Genomic DNA, 19175 nt, shown 5'->3' with positions numbered 1-19175 from the left:
ATTAGTTTAAAGTTCATTTAGAAGTATAGGGGATAATTAATAATGGAACCAAATCGAAATTATAGTGCTGCAAGTGCTCTAACTGGATACATATTTCAATATGAATTGGCAAATATGATGAAAGAACATCTAGATTTCAGTAATGTTGTGATGGAAAGTCAAGTGCATGGAGATTATGGGGTTGACATTGCTGCAGAGTATCGAGGAAAAAAGGTTTTAATCCAGTGTAAAGTAAGCCCTATTTTCTCAATGAATAGATTAGAACAAGTCCTAAAACAGTTATCTGTGTATAAATCATCTAAATATAAAATTGTTTTAGCATTCCCGGGAGAACTCTCATCAAAGCAAAAAAGCAAATTAAGCGAACAAGATTGGTTGACAGTATGGGACATTGATGAATTGTCAAAAATATTTCATTCGCAGATAAGAAGGTCACAATCAGAAGAATTAAAAAGATTATTTGAAAAAAATGAGTTATTTAGCAAAACAGAAGAAGATGAATTGTTAATACAATTGAATAACTGTTCAAAAGGGAATAGGCACTGGATGGCTTATCAGAAAATCTGTGCTAACATACTTGAGCACCTTTTTTGTCCTAACTTAGGTAAACCGATTATCGAACTTTCTGATCACATAAGAGCCAATAGAAGAGACATTATTATGGCTAACTATTGTGATGAAGGGTATTGGAAATATTTAAGAGGTAGATACAGAGCAGATTATATCATAGTTGACGCGAAAAATTATTCAACCAAAGTGGACAAAGGTTGTGTATTACAGATGGCAAACTATTTAAAAGATTATGGCCCTGGAATGTTTGGAATCATAGCTTTAAGAACAGAACCAAAAGAATCTGCAATTTATACTCAAAGAGAGATTTGGATGGCACATAGCAAACTGATTATTTTTATAAATGATACAGATTTTGAACAAATGTTGATGCTAAAAAAGAATGGGAATAACTCAGAAGAAGTTATTAAACAGAAAATTGAAGATTTTAGATTAGGTTTATGAATTAGAAGAAAACTAACATCGGCTAACAATATATTCACGCTGCGGACATTCGTCCTTGATCCGGCATTCGTCGGATACTCGACATACGTCGAGTCGTGAATACAGGAACGTTAGATGAAATGATCCTAAACCTATATATGAACCTTGGTAGGTGAATCAATGGAGATTAATGAAGTAATGCAGCCTGGTGTCACTGGATTTTCTGTTACTTCTGAAAACTGGGGAGAACAAAACAATAAGGAGTTCGAGGTGTATCTGTTCGAGGCGATAAGATCGAATAACGGAGAATGTATAAAGAAAGAATTACTAACGAACAATGGGAGCTTTTATACTTATCATATTTATAACCGAACAGAGAACTTCTATATACTCTTTCATTCCATTTATCCCTTTGTTGCATACGCTTCGGTAGTCAACATTAGCGGAATTAAATTTATAGATGAACCTGAATCTATGAGATCGACATTTAATGAAAGATATAAAGTGCTGCCGAAAGAACAATTAGAGCAAACACTATTAAAAGATCATATAAAAACACTAACAAAATACGAACAAAAAATGATTAAATACTGGGGACCAGGAACAATCGGAGAAGTTATATATAATTATTGGGATTGAATGTAACATCCAAGAGGTGGATCACTACATATAACATAATATTCTTGCTTCGTCGCTGCCACTCCTTGGTCTGCAGAAGATAAGGCGATGAAGGCAATGGCTGCAGACAACCCCTGACGGGGTTCAGGAATACGGGAACGTTATCAGAAACATCCGGAAAGACTAATAGAAACGATAAAGACAAAACACCCTATAAATTAGGAAGTGGTTTTCAGTGAAAAAAATAGCGGTAGTTAGTTTGTACTTTTTGAGCGAGGAAGAGGGCGGGCAAAAAAGATTGATTATTGGAGATTTTTCAACACCTATAGTTTTTGATTTGGATAAAGAATTGAAATATGGACTTTGGAGTGCGGTAGTTGAGTTACATGTTAAACCTAATGAGTGTAGAAATGCTAAGGCTGATCTATATTTTTTATGTTATGACTCAAGTGAAGCGCCAAATCATTTATTAGAGCCTGGAAACAGCTTTTCTTTAAGGACTAATAAGACAATAGCTAAAGGGAAGATAGAATATTTAAAGAATAAATAAACAATAAGGACAAGCGAACTGAAAGCTAATTCATAGAAGGTGGATGCATCAGATAACATAATATTCACGCTACGGGCATACGCCCTTGGTCCGGCAGTCGCCGGACACCCGACATGCGTCGGGTCGTGAACACAGGAACGTTAATTGAAAAATACGTAAAGCTAGAGAATAATCTGAACAAATAATAAGTGACCTGAATGTTGAGGGAGTTCTATGGAGAAGTGGGAAAAGCTTATTGAAATATTGCTAGATGAGAGTGCTTCAGATTCGGAGCGAGACGACGTAGCCATGGATTTAAGTGAGTATCATCATGAGACGGTAATAGAAGCTTTAATGGTAACGGCAAATCAAGATTTAACTGACGACATGATTCAAGCAAGTTGTGGTGAATCCTTAGCTATGATTTTGATAAAGAACGAGAGATTTGAGAACGAGATTTATAAAAATTGAACGACATAGCAAAAACAGAATTTGAACGCTATATCAGTTCGAAAAGAAAAGATTGGAAGAAATATTTAAACATAGATACATAAAAAAGTAAGAAGAATCAGAGGTGAACTATGGAAATTCACTCAAAGCAAAATGAAAAATTTAGACCAGATAAATTGTCTACAGAGATGAAAATAGAGACGAGAAAAGTATATAAGAATATAACAAGAGTGAAAGGTCGAATGGTTCCTATCGTTGATTGGAAACTATTCTTATATATCAATGAGAAAAAATTAGATGAAGATGAAGTATTTATAGTAGAAGAATTTTTTAAGTCCTTACTTAGTCCAGGAACATATCCTTTATTTACATGCACCTGCGGAATATTTGGTTGTGGTGGTTACTATGTTGAAGTAATTCACGAGGCAGAAAGAATAATTTGGTTAACAGAGCAATCCCCTTTCAATGATAAGACAATTGAAAGTTCAAATAAGTTTATCTTTTCATGGACTCAGATTTTTGAATTTTCTAGGGTATTAATACAAGAACTTGAGCACCTTAAAAGCATAATGAGTGCCAATGAATTAGAATTTAATTTTGAAATTGAAAAATATCACCGGATAATTACTGAAATCAGAGAAAGACAGACAAACGGTAATGATTCTTAAGCAAAATCGAAGAAATCGCAATACATCACCTAACATCATATTCATGCTATGGACATTCGCCTTTGATCTGGTATTCTCCAGATAACCTCTCCGGGGGGAATGAACACAAGAACGGTTAGACTAAATTACTACTTTTTTATCTGAAAGAAGGTAAGAGAAATGAACAAAGAGTTAATTATGTATCACTTCGAAGAATTTATAAAAGCACTAATTACTTTGTCATTATCGGCTGAGAAGCAGATTCATATCATTGGAATTGGCCATACTGGAGATGAGATGGTAATAGATTTTGATACTTTTTATAGAGACCATATTGATTCTTATATTAAAGAAGGGTTAATTTCAACAAAACAGGCAGTATTATTAGAAGCATTTGATAATTTTCTTGAAGTACAAAGTTTAAATCAACCGCCTGAGTTTTTTCTTGATCGGAAAATATTAAAAGAGAGCCAGGTATGGGAAGATATTAGGATAGAAACTAAGAAATTATTACGGGCATTGAATAGGGCAGACTGGGATATACGAGTACATAGAAGAGTGGATGGTAATGTCGAACATACTAAGACTGAGATTATTAAGAAAGATATAACATAAGATATTTCGTGGAAGGCAGCAATATCATCTAACATTGTATTCAACGCAGTGTGCGAGACAAACTCAACCCTTGACCTGAGACAGATATTTAACCGGTTAAATGGAGGAGCAACCCGATACTTTAGCACTTAAGAAGTAATTTGTATAAATTAGTAATTTAAGGAGAGGATTTTTTGAATCGAGATGAAGCCGTTGAAAAGATTAATCTCTATTTTGAAGCATGGGTTGAGAAAAACTTCGAAAAATTTGTAGAATACGAAATGAAACATAGTAAGTTTTATCCCTACAGATAGGGAAAAGAATTTCTTGTAGTAGGACTAGTAAACATATAAAATTCATGCCTGGCGAGGTGATCAAGATGAGTAAGCGAATATTGTTTACCGGTGGTGGTTCTGCTGGTCATGTGACTGTTAATTTAGCATTAATCCCGAAGTTTATTGATATGGGCTGGGATGTGAAATATATAGGGTCTAAAGAAGGGATTGAGAAAGAACTTATTAAGAAACTTGCTAATGTAGAGTACATTGGCATATCAACGGGAAAGTTAAGACGATATCTTGACAGAGAGAACTTAAAAGATCCGTTTCGTGTGATAAAGGGGGTTTTTCAAGCCTATCAAGTGATTAGAGCCATGAAACCGAATGTAGTTTTCTCAAAAGGTGGTTTTGTCTCTGTACCTGTAGTTCTAGCAGCATGGATGAACCGTGTACCTATTATTATCCATGAATCTGATATCACTCCTGGCTTAGCAAACAGGATTTCTATCCCTTTTGCCTCGAAGATATGTGTGACTTTCCCTGAAGCAAAGGAGCATATAAAAAATGATAAAGCAGTGTACGTTGGAGCTATTATTAGGGAAGAGCTTATGCAAGGTAGCGCAATTAAAGGCTTAACATTTTGTGGTTTTACAAGAAATAAGCCAGTGATTCTCTGTATAGGGGGCAGTCTTGGATCGCAAAAAATTAATGAGATACTTAGAAGAAATTTGCACCATTTAATTAATAGGTTCCAGGTTGTACATATATGTGGTAAAGGACAAATAGATAGTTCATACAGTCATTATCGTGAGTATAAGCAATTTGAATATGTTTACGGTGAATTGGTCGATATTTTAGCAATGACTGATATTGTTATTTCACGAGCTGGATCGAACTCAATATTCGAGTTTTTATCCCTGAATAAGCCGATGTTATTAATCCCATTATCACGAAAAGCGAGTAGGGGAGATCAGGTGTTAAATGCTCAATCATTTAAGTCATCGGGCTACTGTGAAGTTTTATTTGAAGAAGAAATGAATGATGCCTCATTTATAGAATCAGTCAATCATGTATTTGAGAAGAGACATGAAATTAAAAAGAGAATGAGCAAGAGCGGAAATGATAATGCAATTGACAACGTAGTTGAGCTAATTACAGCGAATGCTTTATAGGTCTTTTTATAAGATGATAATGACATCGAACCTAGCCGTTCTGAGCGGCCCTACGGTTTAAATGGGTGAGACGTCAAAAACATAGAAACTTTATTATATAACAGGGTCTAAAAGAAAAAGCCCAAAGGGCTTTTAAAGTTTTGTGATACGTAATTCATTGAAGAGATATAGAGCATCTTTAAATCCTTGTAGGTGTATTTTCTACCTAGGATGACGGAAATTGAATGGCTTGAAAACGTTATAGGAAATCAGCGCAAAAATAAATAATCTCTAAAATAATATTAAGATATATTCACTTAGAGGTTAAACTTACGGGCGGAATAAACCATTGATTTATTTCTTATACAAAAAGTATACTGGATGAGGAAAATAGATACATATATTAAAGTTATTTAGAAAAGGATGATTGTAATGATTTTTTGGAAAGGCTGGGGAATTATCGGTATTATTTTCCCTATAGCAATAGCGGCTGTACTTGCTTCATTAGGATTTAGTGATGAGAACTCAAATTGGTTTTACTTTATTGGACTAACCATATCGGCTGTACCTATATGGTTTATTGGTAAGCGTTTGAACAGAGATAAAGATGAAATTATGATTAATGAAACAACAGGGGAGCGGTTCAGGTTAGGAAATCGTCATACTCTATTTTTTATTCCCCTACAATATTATGCGGTAGTTTATCCGATCTTAGGCATCATTCCCTTTTTCGCATAAAACTAATAAAGAACACGTTTATTTTGCCTTGTCAAAGATAACGTGTTTTTTTATTAATTAAAATAGTCTCCGCCTTGGTTCGTAGATACAGCAACGCTATGTGTTTATAAAACTTTAAAGCGAGGTAGTAAACATGACCAATGTGATTATCCGACTAATTCATCATGATGAGTTAGATCAACTCCTATTGCTCTATAAGCATTTGAATGAAGATGATCCAGATATAAATATTAATGAAATTGAAGAGCAATGGAACGAGATAATGAGTGACAAGCTGATGAAAATAATTGTTGTAGAGCATGAGGGGAAGGTTGTCTCTTCATGTATTTTAGCAGTGATAAGGAATTTAACTAGAGGGGCTAGACCTTATGGATTAATTGAGAATGTGGTTACACATTCAGAATACAGAAGATACGGTTATGGCCGATTGGTGCTACAGAAAGCTACCGAAATAGCTAAGGAACACAATTGTTATAAAGTGATGTTAATGACAAGTGCAAGAATGGAAGGAACCCATGAATTTTATGAGAGTTGTGGGTTTAAGAAAGGAGAAAAGACCGGATTTGTAATGAAAATGATGTGAGGGGAACGTATTGAAGCATTCATCCCTAGGAGATCAGGTGAGATTACATAGAGAATGAATAAGGATGGAAATAATAATGCGATTAACAAAGTATTCAAGCTGCAGGGCTATCGCCCTTCGGTTGTCAGATGTATAATCGTGGAAAAGGCTCAGATAGCTCAATTAAGGTTAGAGGAATCCTATTGGAAAGTTTATTGGAAGGACAGCAAGGATAAGTGGCATTTTGTAGAGGATATTGAACCAGTGAAAGATTTTGAGAAACAATTAATGAAGATTGATAATAACGACATCTTTTGGGTGTAATAAAAGAAGCTAAAGCAGGAAGCTGTATTTTCGCTTACCGTGAAGAATTCTTCGAATTTCCACAGTATCGTCTATAACTACATAAAAAATAAGATAAGACTCAACAACTAACATTCTATAATTCAGAGCTTGAAGTCTAATATCATTGGGAGTGGATCCGCTAAACGGAAAGCTCTCTAAAATAGCAATGTGATGATCAAATGTATCAGCCATGGATAGGGCTGCATCGGGATTATCAAGCATGATATATTGGATGATATTGGATATATCGTCTTCAGCTATGGGTAAGTATTCGATTTTAAATTTCTTGTCCATGGATCTGGCTCCTCAGATTTTTCATGACTTCAGCATGACTTTTCTTGGGAGCTCTTTCATTGCTTTGTTTTTCGGCTACGGCAAGTTTCTGATACAACTCGATTAGCGCTTGTTGTTTTTCATATGTGGCATGACTCATGACAACAAGATCGCTTTGGCCATTCTTAGTGATAAAGATGGGTTCTCCATCCTGGTGGGCAATTTCAGAAATCAAGTTAAAGTTATTCCTTAAATCGGAAATTGGACGAATCGTAGGCATGATCTTCACCTCAATCGTTTTGATGTTATTAATTTTATCATAATTATGATAATTAATACATAGGGGAAGGGCAACCTAGCCGCGCTTTGCGCTGCGGCCGCCCCGTTGGGGGTTGAAGTCTCAGGTTAAGAACATTATGCAAAATTTTCAAAACCAAAATAAATATTGGAGAATTTACCGATGAAGCATTATGTATACCATTACTATGAATATGAGCGTGGACCCTTCAAGAATCTGTCCAGTTTGTCTGAGGAGATAGCGGAGAAGACATTGGATCAACTGAGACAAAGTGGAGATGTTTTTGCAAGTAAGAGGTCGGCGGATTATTTATCAGTTAGAAGAGAACTTGAGAGTAAAGCGAGAGAAATGTTTGTGAAAAGGGGAGGCAAACCGACCAAGGAGTTCCCACATTATATGACGTTGGGCGAGTGTGAGTGGATTCGGAGTTGGTACAATCAGGGATGTGTCATTCAGATTGACTTGGATCAATTTGATCCGGCTACTATTAGCTTTACCTATGGAGATTTGTTCCCAACGATGAGATACAAGGATGGTAAGCTCTATAGAGGGCAGGTCTATACGCTTGAAGAGATTAGGGAAATCATTGGTGAGTACGGGATGCCGCAGGTGTGGAACCATGATGGTAAGCGTGGACCAGAGCGATATATTGAAGTTCAGGTGTGGGATGATACAGTGATAAGCAAACATGTTTTATAGGGTTAGACCCAAAAAGAAAGACCTAAGGTGATGAATATGATAAATCTAGACACAGAAAGATTACTTATAAGAAACTTTCAATCCAATGACTGGAAGGACTTACATGATTATTTGTCCATAGAAGAAGTATTGAAATATGAACCAGGTAACGTTTGTGATGAAGTAGAGTGCAAGCAGATGGCATTAGAGCGGTCACAGAACGATATCTTTATGGCTGTAGTGTTAAGAGAGACTCATAACATGGTTGGACACATTTACTTTAATCAAATAAAACCAGATGAGTTTTTAACGTGGGGGCTTGGGTATATATTTAACCCTAAATACTATGGAAATGGATATGCTACCGAGGCAAGTAGAAGAGTATTACAGTACGGATTTGAAGTGTTAAAGGCCCATCGGGTGATAGCCATGTGTAACCCTGAAAATCATTCGTCGTGGAGATTGTTGGAACGCTTGCCCATGCGAAGAGAAGGTCACCATATGAAAAAAGCATTTTTCTATAGAGATAATGAGGGACAGCCCGTCTGGCATGATGCCTATCAGTATGCTATTCTGGCGGAAGAGTGGGTGTCTGAGTAGCAGGCGGTTATATCAATCAAGATTTTCTCCTCGAAGAGAATGGGCAGGTTGGGGAAACTTCAGGAGTTATCTTTATACTTTTGCAAAACTTGTACACTTAATGTACAGCAAAATGGTATCCAACACTTTAAGATATAAAGCATGGAGGATCAATATATGAACAGCAGTAAAACCTTTGATGATGTAATACAATACCTTGAAAAAAACATATTTGACGGTTTTGAAATTGATTATAATGAAATATCAAAAATTGCGATGAGTCCAGCAGCTTTGTTCCAACGTATTTTTATTTTTATATCGGGTGTCAGTATCGCCGACTATGTAAGGAAACGCAAGCTGACATTAGCTGGATATGATTTGAAAAATAGCGATATTTCCGTTTTAGATGTAGCCATAAAGTATGGATTTCATTCACATTCTTCATTTTCACGCGCATTTAAAGAACACCATGGTATCACGCCATCAGAAGCAAAGATTGAAACTGCTAAACTAAATAACTATCTTCCGATTAATTACTTGGAAATGCGATTTATAGGAGGAAAACGTATTATGGCGGAGATGAAAAAGATTATTTATAAGGAAGTTGAAGAGCGCCTAATGGTAGGAATGCATCGTGATACCTCTTTTTTTGAGGCTGGGGAGGTGTGGCAAGACTTCTTTAAAAGTAACGTTACCGAGAAATTAGAAACTTTGTCGGATGTAAAATGTTGCAATGATATTGACTCAAATGCTGGCATTGGTATGATGTACAATTTTCAGGATATGAATAACTTTGAATTTATTATCGGAGATTTTGTATGTATTGGCACACAAATACCAGATGGATTAGTTGCGAAGCATGTTCCTGCCGGTTTGACGGCACATATTCAGATCGAAGGAGCTAATGTTGCGGAAATACTTGATTCAGCATACTTATTAATCACAGAGGCAATTGAAAAAACCGGTAAAAAAATTGATCATGACAGTTTTTACTGGTGTGAAGTATATACGATCGAACGCTATTGTGAGCCCTTGAATCGGGGGGAGAAGGTCATTATAGATTATGTATTGCCTATTAAAACCAATTAAAATGAAATAGAAAGGAATGAACTTAATGCAAAAAGCAGTGATCGTTTGGTTCTTGACGGAAAAGAGAAATAACTTGGAAGAGCTTAATCATTTATTATCAGATGGTTGGAAAGTAATCAGTCAAAAACCAATGGGGACTGGTGACGGTAATGTTTCGGTCTCTTTAGTTATTGTTGAGAAATAAATAGGAACTTCATGATATCGAATTTCTTGTTATTTGGGCTTGCCGGTATTCTGTCTGTGATTGTCACTCCTTTGGAAGCCAAAATGTTCACTCCGCTTGCTGAACCCCTCATGCAAACCATACCTATCTACTTGGCGAAAAATGGATGCAATTTGACATCTGCCATCGGGCTCTTTGTGGCATTGTACACGTACTGAAAAAAGTGTTATTCTCCAAGGAGATGAGTTGTTACCGGGAAAACTACATGATTATCCGTTTTAGCACTAGATATTCATGTTGAGGATACAAAACACCCCAGTCTAAGATAAGAACTATCTAAGGCTGGGGTGTTTAGATCGGGGGGGGATATTTGAGATGATACGAAATACAGTAAGAGCTTTAATTATTAAGGATGATCATCTATTATTAATCAAGAAAAGAAGACCGAATATAGGTATTTATTATGCACTGCCCGGAGGAGCGCAAGAACCAAACGAAACATTAGAAGAGGCACTAATTCGCGAATGTATGGAAGAACTAGGAATTGAAATATCGATAAATAAGTTCGTTTGTATAAGAGAGTACATTTCCAATAATCATGAATATTCATTCATAATGAAAGAAGTTCATTCTATTGAATTTATTTATGAATGCACGGTTCAATCCCCGACTAGTAAATTAAAAAGCGTACAAGCTGATATTGGACAGGTCGGGAGCGAGTGGTTACCCATTAATAAAATAAAGCAAACCGTATTCAAATCACAAGATTTAGTAGAACTTTATAAATTTCCTGGAACTACGCATGAATTCTTTAATGAATATTTTTCAGATCAATCCATACTCCCATATACTAGTAAGGTATTTTGAAAAATCATAGAATTATAAAGCAATATAAAAAAAGGCGGTAGATTATATTGAATTACCCCAATATTGAATCTGAAAGATTATTTATGAGGGAACTAACTCTGAATGATGTTGAAGCCGTTTACAAACACTTTTCTTACCCAGAAGTAACGAGATTTATGGACATTGAAGTATGTAAAGATAGGAGTGAGGCTGAAGAGATCATTGCTTTTCACATACAAGATTCAGGCTGTAGATATGGGCTCTTTAGTAAAGAGAATTATGAACTGGTAGGGACATGCGGCTTTCACTGTTGGTCAACAGAGACAATAGAATCCAAGGCTGAAATAGGCTTTGATTTATCCCCTCAATACTGGGGCAAGGGACTTATGAAGGAAGCATTGGAGAAGATGATTAGAATCGGATTCGATCTAATGAAGTTAGATTATATTGAAGCAACAACGGAAGTGGAAAATATTCAGTCACAGAGCGTATTAATAAAGATGGGCTTTAAGCAAGAAAGTGAGCTTGTAGATAATTTAATATATTTTACATTGAGAAATAGCGAAAGAGTCTGAATAAGAAATAAATGATGAATGGGGAGGAATATCATTATGGAGAACATATCGCAATCGGAGAGAGCTGAAGCATTAAAATCGATACAATCTACAATCCACAAATCCGAAACTGCCTTAGCTAAAATGACGGATGAAGGTTCCAATACTACGCTTATAAAGAAACGACTCAAAGCCCATTACATTGGCTTAGCGATGCTTGAATACTATTGGAATCAAACTCCTCACAACTATTCCGAGAATGATTTAAAAGAAGCTCTTGAAACCCTGACTAATTTATTTCCATCCCTTGAGAAAAGTTATGCTAAGTGTAAGGAGAATAGTTCCCAAAGAACGTTATTAAATAGAAGAATCCGAGCATTAAAAATGGCTGTTCAAGCCATAAATGAATATACCAACGTATGAATACTCATTCGCGATTGATTTATTGGATTGGCGGATCTCCTTGTTCGGGTAAGAGCACTATTGCTGAGCTGCTAGCTGCCAAGTATAACCTAACCTATTATAAATGTGACGAGGTTTATCAGAATCATATTGAAAGAAGTAATGCAAACCTACATCCAACAATGAACAAAATTAAGGGATTATCAAGGAGTTGCGTTATTGCCGGAGCTTGTTTTTCAGTATCTCCCCCATGTTAATCATGGTGTGTGGATCGTTCCAACTTCAGATTTTCAAATGGAGCAATATTCGAAACGGGACTGGATTCATTCAATAATGGACAAATGTCAAGATCCAGACCAATCTTTTGAAAATTGGATGAATCGGGATATTCAGTTTGCTAAATTTATCAAAAGTGAAGTACATAGCAGGGGTTTGAAATTAATTGAAGTAGACGGAAGAGCATCAGTAGAAGATAACTTGGCCATTGTTGAGAATTTTTTTGAATTATCGCAAAATCTTTAAAACATGAATGACTCGTAAGGAGACTTTGGGATGTACATTGAAACCTCAAGATTAATTATTCGGGATCTCGTAATGGAGGATTGGGTTCATATCCATGTGTATGCGTCTAACCCTAAGGTGACAGAGCATATGATTTGGGGACCCAACGATGAAGATGAAACAAAATCATATGTGAAACAACAAATTGAAAACCAACGAGCAGTGGACCGAACCGACTTTGAATTTGCCGTTTTATTGAAAGATAGCAATCAGTTAATAGGCGGATGTGGAATTTATATTAAAGAGTTAAACGCGGAAATCGGGTATTGCTTCAATCCGGAATACTGGAGAAAAGGATACGCAAGTGAAGCCTCAAAAGCATTATTAAAGTTAGCGTTTGAAAAATTCAAGGTACATCGAGTTTATGCAACATGTCGTCCAGGTAATATTGGATCAGCGAATGTTTTAAGCAAGATTGGCATGAAGAAGGAAGGCCATTTAAGAGAACACCTATGGACTAAAGGGAAATTTCATGATTCCTATTTATTTTCCATTTTGGAGAATGAATATACAGAATGATTAAAGGGAGCGAATAAAATGCTAGCACTTAAATTCACTCAAAAGCTTCTAAAGGACATGAAAGTATCCCCAGTTGAACTTGAAGAGGCGGATTCACTATTTAGTTGGCATGTAAATATTCTGCAACTCAGAAAAAAGTATATCATTTTTGTTAATGACTCCAGTCGATTATGCCTAGTAATCGGTGGCATAAGGAGTTCTCACGCCAGAAAACTTCAAGAGGAATTCATCACACAACTCAAAGAATACTTAATGTTAGAGGGTGTGAGTAAGAGCTTAATAGATCAATATTTCTTGGAGGCAGGAGATATAAAAATTGCAAAGACGGATAGTAGGAGTGTAATCGGGACGATGACAGAGATGACCCTATACTCTGATAATGTGATTTTTGATAGCACATATGATCTTAGTGCCTGGTTAAATAAAATGATCTATAAACCAATATCCTATGAAAAACCTATAAACGTGTTTAAAAAAGAAATTGAACAGAGGTATAACTAACCTACAAAGAACTTGTCAGACAGTTCAATTTTGGAGGGAGCATTTATGATTAAAAAACAAATCATCGAGATGTTAGACCAGTTACCCGACGAGGAGCTGCAAAGAGTATATTGGTCACTTGAGTTTATCCACAAGAACTATTTGTTCAGAAAGAATCTGCTTGAAAAGGGAGTAGTCAGTACAGAAATATATGAAGGGGATCAAGAGATTATAGAATTATGGGAAAATACGTTTGCCCAACATATCAGTGATGAAGATAAAGAGGCTATTTACTATGACCAGTTTAAGTGGCATATTTTCAGTTATGAAAAGCAATCCTGCTTGAGAGAAGCTGAGGCAAGGGAAGCCTTTGATGCTGAAGCTAAAGCGGAGCTATACGTGATGTATCAAAATTCTCCCCTGCTTCTGCATTATAGTAATGCCAACAATGTGGTTGCTGGAGACTTTGATTCTGAACAAGATATTTATGTATTTGACAAGCATTTTAACTGGACCTATGTTCATACCCATGAATCAACATGCGGACCGTATTTTTACAAACCGGTTGATTGGGAGTGAGATCCTCTAGCAAGAATATATAGGTCTTACATCCTATTTCCCAATAAAAGGGTTGACATGGAAAAAGGACTTGGCTTAAGATGAGTTACATTAAATGAAGGGAGGTTGAAGGCAATGATGGTAGTTTATGCTGCTCGGTCGCTTAGTTTTGGTGTAAATGCAATTTCATATACTGCTCATCGTTTCTTCAGCCTCATACGGGAGACATAGGAGAGAAGGTGACTTATTACGGGATAGTTGTGATATTCCTTGATAGGTCACTTTACAGCTATGGCTATAGAAGGAGCGGCTGTCAGGTAGCTGGCAGCGAGTTCTTCTGCATGAAAATGTTTAAAGCGAAGAAGTCATGGGCGAGCTGGCCCATGGCTTTTTTGTGTTCTATGAGCCGAGATATGACTTCGAGCAGGATATGTACACTTTATGAAATGGATTAAGAAAGGATTAATTAATAATTTATGAATACTCAAATATATGGAACATCATTAAATGAACAAGGTGCCTTTCGTCATGAGGTGAAGCTGCCCTCTGGCGATCTGACGGTTTATGCAGCACAACAGTTATTCTCATCTCTGGATTACAAGGTATTTGAAATGGCAAACAACAATTTGCAAATTCCGGATATTCGCTATATGAGCTATACACCAGACGTGCATGTCGGTGTGGGTACTTGTATCGGCACGACGGCCGTATGGGATGCGCAAAGCGGGTATGTATCTCCCAGCATTGTAGGCAGTGATATCGGCTGCGGCATGCGGGTGCATATGACCAACCTGCATAAGGATGATCTTAAAGACGTAAAGCTGCGGCGTAAATTGGTCAAGGCCATTGAAAAGGTGTTGCCGATGGAGGCCAATCAGCGTGGACATTATTCCGATATTCGGCTGGAACATATTGTACGCAAAGGACTGCACGGACTGCCTAAGAAATATATCCCGGACAGCTATACTCCCAAAAAATCCACCTCATTAACTCATGTGGAGAGCAGCAAATTTGCTTTTGATGAAAGTGTGCTGGATCTTGTGCCGGATATGACCTGGCACCGGGCACATAGACAGCTTGGCACGCTGGGAGGCGGTAACCACTTTGCCGAGATTCAGGCGATTGAAATTGCCGAGGAGAACCGGAGTATTGCAGAAGCATGGGGGTTGTATGACGGCCAGATCGTTGTCATGATTCATTCTGGTTCGCGAGCCTGGGGCGGATATGTTAGTCAAATGAGCTCATCAGCCATCCTTAAGGTGATGCAGCGCCACGGATGGGGGACCTCTGATCCCAAGCTGGTCTTTGCTCCCTTGGAGCATGCAGAAGGCAGACATTATGTGAACATGATGTACTCTGCACTGAACTTCGCGGTGACGAACCGCCATCTGATTGCCTATGCCATGCGCGAAGCTTTCCGCGAAGTGTTTGGGCCAAAATGCGAATTTAGCACGTTGTACGACTTGATGCACAATTATGCCTGGGAAGAACAACATCCGCAGCATGGCGGGGTGTTCGTGCATCGCAAAGGAGCAACGCGGGCGTTGCCGGCTGGACATACCGGTAATCCGAAGCCATATATGGCTACCGGACACCCGGCACTCATTCCCGGTTCGATGGGGACCGCTTCCTATATTATGGTGGGGCAGCCAGAAGGGGCAGACAATTATTATTCCATTTGCCATGGAGCAGGTCGCATCCGCTCACGTACAGCAACCAAACGCTTGGTGAAGGTTGAAGACTTTGAAGCTGCACTCCGCGTAGGAACCGAAGATGAAATTGTTGTTAACCAGCGTTCGCTGGAATCCATCCTGGATGAGTCGCCGCAAGCGTACAAAAATGTGGATGAAATTATTGAAAGTGTGACCGGAGCAGGGCTGGCACAGGTTGTCGCTAAATGCAAGCCGCTTGCTGCCGTGAAGGGGGCCAAGTCATGACATTACAAAATCTAAATAAAATACAAAGTATCTCTTCCATTTACGCAATGAAGCCTAATTCCGTGGAGCCAATTGAAGGTTATGCTACCTATGCCCATTTAATTAGCGGTATTATTGAGGCGATTTATTCCCGCTACGGGATACGTTATGAGCTATTTGCCAGCGATGATCCAAACAATGAATATTGGAGTCTTCTGGAGGAGGATCTTCGGTCGGAGAGCGAGAATGTGGAGCTAGTGGCTCGGGTCTTTGAGGACCTGGAGCTTCGCACGTTCCACTATGACGATGAGGGCGATGTACCTACGTACGGAATGCAATATTCGTTACGCAATAATGTGTTCGCCTATCCCAAATGGGGGGTCGCCCTGGCGAGAATTCCCTTCTTCCGCTCGAATGGCATCTATACGGAAGATTTCGTATTTGCCGCCAGTGAAGAGCAAATGAAGCAATTCTTAAGCACGGTGCGTGAGCGTGAACGGCAGCAAAATATGAAGCGGGTGACCGTCTTCACCGATACCCGGAATGGTATCGAACGTCAAGGCGAAGCGATTACCCGTGCAGTTACCCGGGATCAGGTGGTACTCTCGGAACAGATCAAGCAGGATATCTTTGGTGCGTTGGATCAGTTCTTTGAGGAGGATCGCACATTTTACCGCCAGTTTGATATCCCCTACAAGCGGGGGATTCTACTGTATGGACATCCGGGTAATGGTAAAACAACCTTGGTAAAATCGATCGCCGGAAGTGTGCCTGGTCCGTCAGCCTACTGGCAAATTACCGAGTATACGACGAGTGAATCTGTACGAGAGGTGTTCGAATCAGCCAAACGGCTGGCTCCAATGGTCCTCATTATTGAGGACATCGATTCCATGCCTGAAGGCGTTCGTTCCTTCTTCTTAAACACGCTGGATGGTGCAACCTCCAAGGAAGGTATCTTCTTAATTGGCACCACGAATTATCCCGAGAAAATTGATCCGGGACTCATGAACCGGGCCGGGCGGTTTGACCGTGCTTATGAGATTACCATGCCAAGTGAAGCATTGCGCGAGCAATATCTCAAGCAACGGGGATTTGATTTGTTTGCTGGAGCAGAAGGAACGCAGGAAGCAGCGCGTCATACTGAATCTTTCTCACTGGCTCAACTTGGCGAGGTGTATGTAAGTGCGGCGCTTGAATGGCATCAGCAAGGACGTGTGGATATTGCCAAGCTGATTCAGGGCATGCGGGGGGAACTGGACAAGAGCCATAAGCACCAGTGGCTGGAGCAGCCGGGTCAGGGCCGGGTTGGTTTCTTTTGAAAGGCTGGAGCGATATAGAGATAACACTTAACAACAAAAATGACCACTTCTTCATCACACAAGAAGTGGTCATTTATTTGAAAATAGGAATCGGAGTAGCGGGATTCGAACCCACGGCCTCACCCACCCCAAGGGTGCGCGCTACCTGACTGCGCCATACCCCGATATTGTGACTGCCAACGTAACTCTAGTTATGTTCATTATAATGTATACGCTAGCAAGCCTGCAATATGTAGTGAGTCATCCACATTATTAGCTATAGCTGAATTTTTGGGCTAACGTTGTAGTCACCTATCTGTTACATCAGCCTATACCGTTCGTCCACGCTTCTCATACTATGCATTAGCTTGCAAAGGAAGGGGAGCTCGTAATGGTGGAAATTTATTATAATTGTATGTACTGTATGAACAAGAGAGTACGTGTCATGTGCCGCGATGGCAATGTGTACGAGGGGACCGTTGTTAATGTAGACCGGGAAAATGTTTATCTGAAAGTCTCAGGCGGAAGCGGACGAGTTAAAACGTCAGCGTTTGTTCCCCCATATGGTTATGGATACGGTTATGGACCGTCTCCTGCTGGAGAGCAGATTTTGACGCTCAGCTTGTTTACGCTGTTGGCCATTGCCTTGATCTAACTTGCTGTAATCCGTACCTCTAAGAAATAAGACCGAAACCTTTCCTCGGGGGCGGTCTATTTCTTTTGATGGAAAGAAAATAGAGCGTTCCTTCCGGGAGGTTAGGGAGGTTAAAAGGCCGACTTTTTACACCTCTTTAAACGCCTGTGGCATTGCAATCAGATCGCTAAAATTTCTTGCTATGTCCGGGGATTTATGATAAAATTCAGTTTGTTGTGAATTCGGTGGTCCGCTGCGGATGATGAAGGAGAACACTGAGATTTCTCCGGAAGAGGCATGAACACCTGAGTGGAAGGAGGGAGTCATAGATGAATATCGTACAAGCGATTACGCAAGAACAACTTCGCAAGGATATTCCGAGTTTTCGCCCTGGGGACACTTTGAAAGTGTTCGTTAAGGTTATTGAGGGAACTCGTGAACGTGTCCAATTGTTTGAAGGTGTTGTTATTAAGCGTCGTGGCGGCGGAATCAGCGAAACTTTTACAGTTCGTAAAATTTCGAATGGTGTAGGTGTGGAAAGAACTTTCCCGCTTAATTCCCCGAAACTCGATAAAATCGAAGTGGCTCGCCGTGGTAAAGTGCGTCGTGCGAAGTTGTATTATCTTCGTGAACTTCGCGGTAAAGCAGCGAGAATTAAAGAAGTGCGTCGTTAATTCAATTAACGAACAGGAGGGGCTTGTATATTCAAGCCCCTTTACTTTTTCCATTTACCCATTTGTGAGGGATAAGGGAGGCCGCGACCCATGGAGAAACAGGGAGAGCAGCACTATTCGGAGCAATCGCAGTCGTTTGGACAGATGGGGCAACCGGAAGGACCGGGAACAGTACATAAGGATAAGAATGAAAAAAGCGAGATACTGGAATGGCTAAAGGCCATTGTCATCGCTGTGGTGCTGGTTCTCTTGATCCGTTGGCTGTTCTTTGCACCGTTTATCGTGGATGGTCCGTCCATGCAGCCGAATTTTCACACGAGTGAACGTATTATCGTTAACAAAATCATATATGATATCCGCGATCCCAAGCCTGGGGAAGTGATCGTGTTCCATGTACCGCTGGAGGGTCGTGATTTTATCAAACGTGTGATAGGCGTTCCCGGAGATACTGTGCAGGTAGAAGGGGATACGGTAACGGTAAATGGACAAATCGTGGACGAGACGTACATTAAAGACGTCGTTGATGAGAAACATAAGAATAATGAGTTATATAATATAGAAGCGAACTTCCCGAACCAGGACGTTCCTGATGGAACCGTACCCGAGGGTTATGTATTTGTGCTGGGGGATAATCGATCGAACAGCACGGATAGCCGGAGAATCGGTTATGTTAGCTATAGTGAAATTGTGGGCCGAGCCGACATGGTATTTTGGCCGCTAAGCGATTTTAAATTCATTCGGCATTAAA

General features: G+C 39.1%; 28 protein-coding genes and 1 tRNA gene. 26 read left to right on the top strand and 3 right to left on the bottom strand.

Annotated features, from left to right (window positions below; translation table 11 throughout):
- Positions 1–42 precede the first annotated feature (42 nt).
- The 10 genes from BN3279_RS20910 to BN3279_RS20865 all read left to right on the top strand — a co-directional run bounded on the left by BN3279_RS20910 (position 43) and on the right by BN3279_RS20865 (position 6884).
- A complete protein-coding gene (locus tag BN3279_RS20910; RefSeq protein WP_059053627.1) occupies positions 43–1014 on the top strand; it encodes a restriction endonuclease in 972 nt (323 codons plus the stop codon).
- A gap of 159 nt (positions 1015–1173) precedes the next feature.
- Positions 1174–1632 carry a hypothetical protein gene (locus BN3279_RS20905; RefSeq protein ID WP_148466883.1) on the top strand — a complete coding sequence of 153 codons (459 nt, stop codon included), beginning with the start codon at positions 1174–1176 and terminating at the stop codon, positions 1630–1632.
- Between the two features lie 214 nt (positions 1633–1846).
- Entirely contained in the window at positions 1847–2161 is a 315-nt protein-coding gene (locus BN3279_RS20900) for a hypothetical protein (RefSeq protein WP_059053624.1), read from the top strand.
- Positions 2162–2374: 213 nt separating this feature from the next.
- Positions 2375–2611: a hypothetical protein gene (locus tag BN3279_RS20895; protein ID WP_059053622.1), complete on the top strand. Its 237-nt coding sequence runs from the start codon at positions 2375–2377 to the stop codon at positions 2609–2611.
- Positions 2612–2721: 110 nt separating this feature from the next.
- On the top strand, positions 2722–3258 hold the full coding sequence (locus BN3279_RS20890; RefSeq protein ID WP_059053620.1) for a hypothetical protein: 537 nt from the start codon (positions 2722–2724) through the stop codon (positions 3256–3258).
- Positions 3259–3417: 159 nt separating this feature from the next.
- The gene (locus BN3279_RS20885) at positions 3418–3852 is read left to right on the top strand and encodes a hypothetical protein (RefSeq protein ID WP_059053618.1); all 435 of its coding nucleotides are present in this window, start codon (positions 3418–3420) and stop codon (positions 3850–3852) included.
- A gap of 358 nt (positions 3853–4210) precedes the next feature.
- Entirely contained in the window at positions 4211–5281 is a 1071-nt protein-coding gene (locus tag BN3279_RS20880) for an undecaprenyldiphospho-muramoylpentapeptide beta-N-acetylglucosaminyltransferase (RefSeq protein ID WP_059053615.1), read from the top strand.
- A 402-nt stretch (positions 5282–5683) separates the two neighbouring features.
- On the top strand, positions 5684–5998 hold the full coding sequence (locus BN3279_RS20875; protein ID WP_187377826.1) for a hypothetical protein: 315 nt from the start codon (positions 5684–5686) through the stop codon (positions 5996–5998).
- Positions 5999–6131: 133 nt separating this feature from the next.
- Positions 6132–6581 (top strand): GNAT family N-acetyltransferase, encoded by a 450-nt coding sequence (locus BN3279_RS20870; protein ID WP_059053611.1) that lies wholly within the window; start codon positions 6132–6134, stop codon positions 6579–6581.
- Positions 6582–6635: 54 nt separating this feature from the next.
- Complete coding sequence (locus BN3279_RS20865) at positions 6636–6884, top strand: DUF3024 domain-containing protein (RefSeq protein ID WP_082673153.1); 249 nt, start codon at positions 6636–6638, stop codon at positions 6882–6884.
- Between the two features lie 9 nt (positions 6885–6893).
- Here BN3279_RS20865 and BN3279_RS20860 read toward each other — a convergent pair whose 3' ends face one another.
- Both BN3279_RS20860 and BN3279_RS20855 read right to left on the bottom strand, forming a co-directional pair.
- Complete coding sequence (locus BN3279_RS20860) at positions 6894–7199, bottom strand: type II toxin-antitoxin system RelE/ParE family toxin (protein ID WP_059053609.1); 306 nt, start codon at positions 7197–7199, stop codon at positions 6894–6896.
- The gene (locus BN3279_RS20855) at positions 7183–7458 is read right to left on the bottom strand and encodes a type II toxin-antitoxin system prevent-host-death family antitoxin (RefSeq protein WP_059053607.1); all 276 of its coding nucleotides are present in this window, start codon (positions 7456–7458) and stop codon (positions 7183–7185) included. Before BN3279_RS20855 ends, BN3279_RS20860 begins: the two co-directional genes overlap by 17 nt.
- Before the next feature lie 180 nt (positions 7459–7638).
- Here BN3279_RS20855 and BN3279_RS20850 point away from each other — a divergent pair, with 180 nt between their 5' ends.
- The 13 genes from BN3279_RS20850 to BN3279_RS20795 all read left to right on the top strand — a co-directional run bounded on the left by BN3279_RS20850 (position 7639) and on the right by BN3279_RS20795 (position 17140).
- Positions 7639–8175, top strand: coding sequence for a hypothetical protein (locus BN3279_RS20850; protein WP_059053605.1), 537 nt, complete (start codon positions 7639–7641; stop codon positions 8173–8175).
- A gap of 36 nt (positions 8176–8211) precedes the next feature.
- The gene (locus BN3279_RS20845) at positions 8212–8754 is read left to right on the top strand and encodes a GNAT family N-acetyltransferase (protein WP_059054615.1); all 543 of its coding nucleotides are present in this window, start codon (positions 8212–8214) and stop codon (positions 8752–8754) included.
- Positions 8755–8910: 156 nt separating this feature from the next.
- Positions 8911–9822 (top strand): AraC family transcriptional regulator, encoded by a 912-nt coding sequence (locus BN3279_RS20840; protein WP_059053604.1) that lies wholly within the window; start codon positions 8911–8913, stop codon positions 9820–9822.
- 25 nt (positions 9823–9847) lie between these two features.
- Positions 9848–10006, top strand: coding sequence for a hypothetical protein (locus tag BN3279_RS23880; RefSeq protein ID WP_157686468.1), 159 nt, complete (start codon positions 9848–9850; stop codon positions 10004–10006).
- Between the two features lie 354 nt (positions 10007–10360).
- A complete protein-coding gene (locus BN3279_RS20835) occupies positions 10361–10852 on the top strand; it encodes an NUDIX domain-containing protein (RefSeq protein ID WP_059053602.1) in 492 nt (163 codons plus the stop codon).
- A gap of 47 nt (positions 10853–10899) precedes the next feature.
- Positions 10900–11406 (top strand): GNAT family N-acetyltransferase, encoded by a 507-nt coding sequence (locus BN3279_RS20830; protein WP_082673152.1) that lies wholly within the window; start codon positions 10900–10902, stop codon positions 11404–11406.
- A 36-nt stretch (positions 11407–11442) separates the two neighbouring features.
- The gene (locus BN3279_RS20825) at positions 11443–11808 is read left to right on the top strand and encodes a hypothetical protein (RefSeq protein ID WP_059053600.1); all 366 of its coding nucleotides are present in this window, start codon (positions 11443–11445) and stop codon (positions 11806–11808) included.
- Between the two features lie 198 nt (positions 11809–12006).
- The gene (locus BN3279_RS24300) at positions 12007–12309 is read left to right on the top strand and encodes a hypothetical protein (RefSeq protein WP_059053598.1); all 303 of its coding nucleotides are present in this window, start codon (positions 12007–12009) and stop codon (positions 12307–12309) included.
- Between the two features lie 30 nt (positions 12310–12339).
- Entirely contained in the window at positions 12340–12867 is a 528-nt protein-coding gene (locus tag BN3279_RS20815) for a GNAT family N-acetyltransferase (RefSeq protein WP_059053596.1), read from the top strand.
- Between the two features lie 18 nt (positions 12868–12885).
- Positions 12886–13368: a DUF6933 domain-containing protein gene (locus tag BN3279_RS20810; RefSeq protein ID WP_059053594.1), complete on the top strand. Its 483-nt coding sequence runs from the start codon at positions 12886–12888 to the stop codon at positions 13366–13368.
- Positions 13369–13413: 45 nt separating this feature from the next.
- Entirely contained in the window at positions 13414–13926 is a 513-nt protein-coding gene (locus tag BN3279_RS20805; protein ID WP_059053592.1) for a DUF4275 family protein, read from the top strand.
- Between the two features lie 455 nt (positions 13927–14381).
- Entirely contained in the window at positions 14382–15842 is a 1461-nt protein-coding gene (locus BN3279_RS20800; RefSeq protein ID WP_059053590.1) for an RtcB family protein, read from the top strand.
- A 47-nt stretch (positions 15843–15889) separates the two neighbouring features.
- Positions 15890–17140: an AAA family ATPase gene (locus tag BN3279_RS20795; RefSeq protein ID WP_059054612.1), complete on the top strand. Its 1251-nt coding sequence runs from the start codon at positions 15890–15892 to the stop codon at positions 17138–17140.
- Positions 17141–17230: 90 nt separating this feature from the next.
- Here the strand turns inward: BN3279_RS20795 and BN3279_RS20790 are convergent.
- Positions 17231–17304, bottom strand: a tRNA-Pro gene (locus BN3279_RS20790).
- Between the two features lie 209 nt (positions 17305–17513).
- Here BN3279_RS20790 and BN3279_RS20785 point away from each other — a divergent pair.
- From BN3279_RS20785 to lepB, 3 genes are all read left to right on the top strand, one after another.
- Complete coding sequence (locus tag BN3279_RS20785; RefSeq protein WP_059054610.1) at positions 17514–17774, top strand: hypothetical protein; 261 nt, start codon at positions 17514–17516, stop codon at positions 17772–17774.
- Between the two features lie 308 nt (positions 17775–18082).
- Entirely contained in the window at positions 18083–18427 is a 345-nt protein-coding gene (rplS, locus tag BN3279_RS20780; protein WP_059053589.1) for a 50S ribosomal protein L19, read from the top strand.
- A 90-nt stretch (positions 18428–18517) separates the two neighbouring features.
- Entirely contained in the window at positions 18518–19174 is a 657-nt protein-coding gene (gene lepB / locus BN3279_RS20775) for a signal peptidase I (protein ID WP_089153494.1), read from the top strand.
- The last annotated feature ends 1 nt before the right edge of the window (position 19175 follow it).

It is taken from the genome of Paenibacillus senegalimassiliensis, from assembly GCF_001486585.1.
Lineage (GTDB): Bacteria > Bacillota > Bacilli > Paenibacillales > Paenibacillaceae > Fontibacillus > Fontibacillus senegalimassiliensis.
The sequence above is the reverse complement of the archived record's forward strand: the minus strand, read 5'-3'. Positions and strand labels throughout refer to the sequence as shown.

Excerpts from the sequence above, each read along its gene's own strand:
- BN3279_RS20910 (WP_059053627.1), top strand. The coding sequence starts at position 43 with ATGGAACCAAATCGAAATTATAGTGCTGCAAGTGCTCTAACTGGATAC.
- BN3279_RS20905 (WP_148466883.1), top strand. The coding sequence starts at position 1,174 with ATGGAGATTAATGAAGTAATGCAGCCTGGTGTCACTGGATTTTCTGTT.
- BN3279_RS20895 (WP_059053622.1), top strand. The coding sequence starts at position 2,375 with ATGGAGAAGTGGGAAAAGCTTATTGAAATATTGCTAGATGAGAGTGCT.
- BN3279_RS20890 (WP_059053620.1), top strand. The coding sequence starts at position 2,722 with ATGGAAATTCACTCAAAGCAAAATGAAAAATTTAGACCAGATAAATTG.
- BN3279_RS20885 (WP_059053618.1), top strand. The coding sequence starts at position 3,418 with ATGAACAAAGAGTTAATTATGTATCACTTCGAAGAATTTATAAAAGCA.
- BN3279_RS20880 (WP_059053615.1), top strand. The coding sequence starts at position 4,211 with ATGAGTAAGCGAATATTGTTTACCGGTGGTGGTTCTGCTGGTCATGTG.
- BN3279_RS20875 (WP_187377826.1), top strand. The coding sequence starts at position 5,684 with ATGATTGTAATGATTTTTTGGAAAGGCTGGGGAATTATCGGTATTATT.
- BN3279_RS20870 (WP_059053611.1), top strand. The coding sequence starts at position 6,132 with ATGACCAATGTGATTATCCGACTAATTCATCATGATGAGTTAGATCAA.
- BN3279_RS20865 (WP_082673153.1), top strand. The coding sequence starts at position 6,636 with ATGAATAAGGATGGAAATAATAATGCGATTAACAAAGTATTCAAGCTG.
- BN3279_RS20860 (WP_059053609.1), bottom strand. The coding sequence starts at position 7,199 with ATGGACAAGAAATTTAAAATCGAATACTTACCCATAGCTGAAGACGAT.
- BN3279_RS20855 (WP_059053607.1), bottom strand. The coding sequence starts at position 7,458 with ATGCCTACGATTCGTCCAATTTCCGATTTAAGGAATAACTTTAACTTG.
- BN3279_RS20850 (WP_059053605.1), top strand. The coding sequence starts at position 7,639 with ATGAAGCATTATGTATACCATTACTATGAATATGAGCGTGGACCCTTC.
- BN3279_RS20845 (WP_059054615.1), top strand. The coding sequence starts at position 8,212 with ATGATAAATCTAGACACAGAAAGATTACTTATAAGAAACTTTCAATCC.
- BN3279_RS20840 (WP_059053604.1), top strand. The coding sequence starts at position 8,911 with ATGAACAGCAGTAAAACCTTTGATGATGTAATACAATACCTTGAAAAA.
- BN3279_RS23880 (WP_157686468.1), top strand. The coding sequence starts at position 9,848 with ATGCAAAAAGCAGTGATCGTTTGGTTCTTGACGGAAAAGAGAAATAAC.
- BN3279_RS20835 (WP_059053602.1), top strand. The coding sequence starts at position 10,361 with ATGATACGAAATACAGTAAGAGCTTTAATTATTAAGGATGATCATCTA.
- BN3279_RS20825 (WP_059053600.1), top strand. The coding sequence starts at position 11,443 with ATGGAGAACATATCGCAATCGGAGAGAGCTGAAGCATTAAAATCGATA.
- BN3279_RS20815 (WP_059053596.1), top strand. The coding sequence starts at position 12,340 with ATGTACATTGAAACCTCAAGATTAATTATTCGGGATCTCGTAATGGAG.
- BN3279_RS20810 (WP_059053594.1), top strand. The coding sequence starts at position 12,886 with ATGCTAGCACTTAAATTCACTCAAAAGCTTCTAAAGGACATGAAAGTA.
- BN3279_RS20805 (WP_059053592.1), top strand. The coding sequence starts at position 13,414 with ATGATTAAAAAACAAATCATCGAGATGTTAGACCAGTTACCCGACGAG.
- BN3279_RS20800 (WP_059053590.1), top strand. The coding sequence starts at position 14,382 with ATGAATACTCAAATATATGGAACATCATTAAATGAACAAGGTGCCTTT.
- BN3279_RS20795 (WP_059054612.1), top strand. The coding sequence starts at position 15,890 with ATGAAGCCTAATTCCGTGGAGCCAATTGAAGGTTATGCTACCTATGCC.
- rplS (WP_059053589.1), top strand. The coding sequence starts at position 18,083 with ATGAATATCGTACAAGCGATTACGCAAGAACAACTTCGCAAGGATATT.
- lepB (WP_089153494.1), top strand. The coding sequence starts at position 18,518 with ATGGAGAAACAGGGAGAGCAGCACTATTCGGAGCAATCGCAGTCGTTT.